General features: G+C 36.1%; 6 protein-coding genes. 4 read left to right on the top strand and 2 right to left on the bottom strand.

What is annotated here, in order from left to right:
• Positions 1 to 177 precede the first annotated feature (177 nt).
• Positions 178 to 765 carry a DUF2087 domain-containing protein gene (locus AC1DUW_RS21595; RefSeq protein ID WP_053346550.1) on the bottom strand — a complete coding sequence of 196 codons (588 nt, stop codon included), beginning with the start codon at positions 763 to 765 and terminating at the stop codon, positions 178 to 180.
• Positions 766 to 926: 161 nt separating this feature from the next.
• Here AC1DUW_RS21595 and trhA point away from each other — a divergent pair, with 161 nt between their 5' ends.
• The gene (gene trhA, locus AC1DUW_RS21590) at positions 927 to 1,571 is read left to right on the top strand and encodes a PAQR family membrane homeostasis protein TrhA (protein ID WP_477643421.1); all 645 of its coding nucleotides are present in this window, start codon (positions 927 to 929) and stop codon (positions 1,569 to 1,571) included.
• Positions 1,572 to 1,685: 114 nt separating this feature from the next.
• Positions 1,686 to 2,171, top strand: coding sequence for a YusW family protein (locus AC1DUW_RS21585; RefSeq protein WP_053346548.1), 486 nt, complete (start codon positions 1,686 to 1,688; stop codon positions 2,169 to 2,171).
• A gap of 425 nt (positions 2,172 to 2,596) precedes the next feature.
• Here AC1DUW_RS21585 and AC1DUW_RS21580 read toward each other — a convergent pair whose 3' ends face one another.
• Positions 2,597 to 3,166, bottom strand: a complete 570-nt coding sequence (locus AC1DUW_RS21580) for a biotin transporter BioY (RefSeq protein ID WP_053346547.1) — start codon at positions 3,164 to 3,166, stop codon at positions 2,597 to 2,599.
• Between the two features lie 360 nt (positions 3,167 to 3,526).
• Between AC1DUW_RS21580 and AC1DUW_RS21575 the strand changes: the two genes are divergently transcribed.
• Together AC1DUW_RS21575 and AC1DUW_RS21570 are read left to right on the top strand one after the other, a co-directional pair.
• Positions 3,527 to 4,045, top strand: coding sequence for an NfeD family membrane protein (locus AC1DUW_RS21575; RefSeq protein ID WP_053346546.1), 519 nt, complete (start codon positions 3,527 to 3,529; stop codon positions 4,043 to 4,045).
• A gap of 21 nt (positions 4,046 to 4,066) precedes the next feature.
• Positions 4,067 to 4,478 (top strand): SPFH domain-containing protein (locus AC1DUW_RS21570; RefSeq protein WP_477643420.1); only part of this gene is annotated, 412 nt, incomplete at its 3' end.

Raw genomic sequence — 4,478 nt, 5'->3', positions numbered from 1 at the left:
ATCCATGGCTACACAAATGATGCATTGTATTTCTGGAACCCAAGTATATCGGACAGCGAATGGATGAAACAATTGGAGGTAATCAAAATTATTGGCGGCCACCATTTTGCCATATGATCTTTAAGAACCGGCTCACCATTTATGGGAGGGCCGGTTTTTTATTTAAAATACTGTCCATTAAACGATATCAGCCCACATCTCGCGGGGATTCAGTTCATAAATACTGTTTTCTCTGTACATGATGCTACCGATAATGAGTTCACGTCTTAGCGTTGCAAAATCATCATGGAATGACTGAATGAATTCATTCAGTTCTTTTTCTGGATATTTACGCCCCTTTTCCAAAAGGCTGGCTATATGATATAGAACGATCATTTTCTTTTTTCTCTGTGCTGGGATGGTTTTTAATCGACCATCTGCAGTAAAGAAATTATCAAGGATCTTTTTATGCTCTAAAATCAGCTTTTGATTATCCATTTTATTGGAGTCCCCTTTTTTTGACACCATTTTAGGTAATCCTGAAGAATAATGCTCTAAGACATCTTCATTCAAAAAATAATATACCGTATTTTTTTCCCTCCGATCTGTCACTAAATTAACGTCCTTCAATTTCGTTAAATGGTGAGAAATGGTTGGGGCTGTCAATTTTAATATTCCTGCAAGTGCTTGGCCGTTTTTTGGACCGTTTGCAAGAATGGAAATAATCCTAATCCTAGTCACATCACCTAACGTTTTATGGAAAGCGACTAATTTTTCTAATTGCACTTTTTTTCCTCCTAGTTAGATTATCATCTAATTAGATAATAATCTAACTAGGCAGTGATATTCAAGTTAATATTTAGTTTTCTATATTGCTTTGAAGAACTGATGTATAATTGAGAAGAATTTCAAAACAATAATTTTTTCTAAGATTAAGGAGCTGTAACATGGCTAATACACATGTTTATACAAAAAAAGAAGAAGTGGTAAATGCAATTACTCATGGAGTAGGTGTCTTGTTAAGTATTGCCGCTCTTGTGTTTTTAATAATTTTCTCAGTTCAGAAAGGGTCGGCCTGGCATGTAGTGATTTCAGTCATTTATGGAGTTTCCATGCTACTCTTATATGTTTCTTCAACTTTAGTTCATAGCTTTCCAGAAGGGAAAACGAAGGACCTATTTGAAATCTTTGATCATTCAGCAATTTATCTCTACATTGCAGGAACGTACACGCCTATCATGCTGCTTGTAATCCAAGGGACACTAGGATGGACACTGCTTGGAATTGTATGGGGAGTGGCAGTTATAGGCGTTGTATTCAAAGCTTTCTTTGTGAAGAAGTTTCTTTTCCTTTCTACTATTCTTTATATAGCGATGGGGTGGTTGATTGTTATTGCATGGGGGCCACTTTCAGCAGCAATGCCTTCAGCAGGTATCCAGCTACTGGTTGCAGGGGGATTGCTTTATACGTTTGGGGCTGTCTTTTATGTTTGGCGCGGTTTCCCTTATCATCATGCTGTTTGGCATCTATTTGTGCTTGCAGGCTCTGTCGCGCACTTCTTTGCTGTCTTGTTTTATATCATTCCCCTTTAATCCTAGAAGGACTTTATTCTTTAATCTGCTCTACCTTATGACACTTGGAAGAGGTTTTAATTGCATTCTTTTAGGGGAAAAATAAGCTATACAGACTAAGGAAGGAAATGACTTATGAGAAAAACAATAAAAGTACTATCACTCCCATTTGCAGCCATGCTTGTTATGGCTGGGTGCGGGGAAGATAACGATGAAGTTAAGAATCCACCGGTTGAGGAAAATGAAAACCAAGCAGAAACCAATTCTGAAACAGGAACGGATAATAATAAAAAGCTGCCTTTTACTTTTAATGATTTTCAATTAGAAGTTGACTATGCAGGTAATGACAACGAATATGAAGCAGAATACGATGCGATGGGAGCCCAAACAGAAGCCTCTATTGATGACCAACTAAATAAACACGAAGTCCACAGTGATGAAGCGATGGAAGAGTTAACGCCGATATTAGAAAAGTTGACTTTCACCAAAGATTCTTCTGATGATGAGGTCATTCAAGATGTAACAAAGGCTTTTAATTTGAAAGATGATTTTGAAGAATTCGACTTAGAAGTGACTTACGATGATGGTACGAAAAAAGAATATAAAGTGTATAATAAATAACTCAATATCAGCTACATAATCCTATATGAAATAGTAATTTTTTTGCCCAATATCGTAGCGAATTCATGTTTCTTCAATAGTTGTCAAAACGCTATTACTATAGTAAAATGATTACGGTTAGCAAAGGGGTTAACATACATTTGCTATTCATATTCGGACTTATGGGGATAGGACCGCAATAATTACTTGTAAAAAAAGATTCTTTTTCAGAAAGAGTCTTTTTTTTTCTTCCGTTAACTTCAAAAAAACTTGACCAAGATGGATTATTTGCGACTTACTTGAAATAGTATTTATAGAGATATAACAGGAACTTCAAGAATTCAGGAGTTTAAAAGATTGTGGAAATGATATTATTCTTTTTATAAAATATAAGAGAGGATACCACAATTGTGGTATCCTCTCTTATKATTACCTGGATAGAAATATTATGAGATTGTTGCATTTTTTTTAGGTAGCAGTTTAGCAGATGCTAACCTTGAACGAATCGTAATGCCAAGCCATGAGGCAAGGAAGGCTTTTAGGGTACCGACAATTACAAATGGAGCAAATCCACTAGCTATGGCTGCTGTCCATGTTAAGGAAGCCATATATTTTAGCCATACCGTCCCTATGATTAAGGTAATAATCATCCCGATGATATTTGCAAGGAAAGCTATTGCAATTGTAAAGCGGGTCTTTTCTAAAATCAGACCGGTAATATAGACTGTTGGTATATAGGATAATAAATAACCGCCAGTCGGACCGAATATTTTTGCAAGTCCTCCAGACATTTCAGCAAATACCGGTACACCTGCAGCCCCAATAAACAAGTACAATAAAACTGAAGAGGTTCCATAACGTGAACCAAGTATAGTAGCCGCCAGTCCAATGGCCAGAGTCTGACCTGTAATCGGAACCAAAGGCAGTGGGATAGTAATTTGGGCGAATATTCCTATTAGTGCTGCAAATAAGGCTGTAACCATCATCATTCTTAATTTTTCATGACTTTCCTTCATAATGTTGCCTCCTATTGTAAACCCATCTGTTAGTTAAGTTAACATATAAGAATTTTAATATGATAAGTAAACGCTGTCAATAATATTTTGAATTTTTCTTTTTATAAAGCTGTTTTTAAAAGATCAAGTATTAAAATGTACGGAGTAGGTGTGTCCGGATTTAAAAGAGAACGATAAAAAAATGAAACCTTTAAAGCTTTAATTCGTATAATTTGGTAGGGAAAGTATTTAAAGGGGGAATATAACAATACTTTTTTTGCATATATAGTTTAGAACAATACATAAACTAATAAGTTAGAAGTTTACTTCAAGCTGTTTAGGTATTGGAGCATAAAAAATCCAATTTAAAGGATGAAAGAGATGGAGTTATTTGGGGTTCCATTAGAAACAATTTATTTATATGGATTAATTATTTCCGGTGTACTAACTTTTTTATTTATTTTGTTTAATGATATATTTTCCGGATTAGAATTACCGGACCAATTTAATCCTACTCTCATTTTTAGTTTTTTAACTGTATTTTTTGCAAGTGGTTTTTTGTTTGAATCGGTTACAGGTCTTAATAGTGGAGTGATTGCGGCGATTTCCTTGCTTATATCATTGTCCACTGTCACCTTATTGAATGTATTTGTTTTGATTCCCATCTCATCAGCAGAGGAAAGTTTAGCATTTCATGATAATGACCTGAGAGGAAGGGTTGGAAGGGTGCTGACATCCATCCCAGTTGACGGGTTTGGCGAAGTCTTAATTGAGAGTATTAGTGGCAGCATTGCGAAGACCGCTGCCAGTTTTAAAAATGAAGGAATTGCATCAGATACTAAAGTTTTAATCATTGAAGTCAAAAATGGGGTTGTCTATGTGATGCCTCATCAAAATTAATAAAAGGTTCGGAGGTAGTTTATGTTTAGTTTAATTTGGGTTGTTGTTGCTATTGTTGCTTTTTTACTTATTGCACTTATTGCTGTCTTTGTTACGAAATACCGTACGGCTGGTCCTGATGAAGCATTGATCGTAACTGGAAGCTACTTAGGTAGCAAAAATGTTCATATCGATGAATCAGGGAATAAAATTAAGATTGTCCGTGGTGGAGGGGCATTCGTTTTACCAGTGTTCCAGCAAGCAGAGCCATTGAGCTTGCTGTCAAGTAAACTTGAAGTCTCTACTCCCGAAGTGTACACAGAGCAGGGTGTTCCGGTCATGGCTGATGGTGTATCAATTATAAAAATTGGTGGTTCAATCACTGATATTGCCACTGCGGCAGAGCAATTTCTTGGAAAATCCAAGGATGATCGTGAACAGGAAGCACGTGAGG

The sequence above is a fragment of the Peribacillus sp. P4_C12 genome (assembly GCF_056402095.1).
Note: the sequence above shows the minus strand (reverse complement) of the source record. Positions and strands in the feature narration are given on the sequence as shown.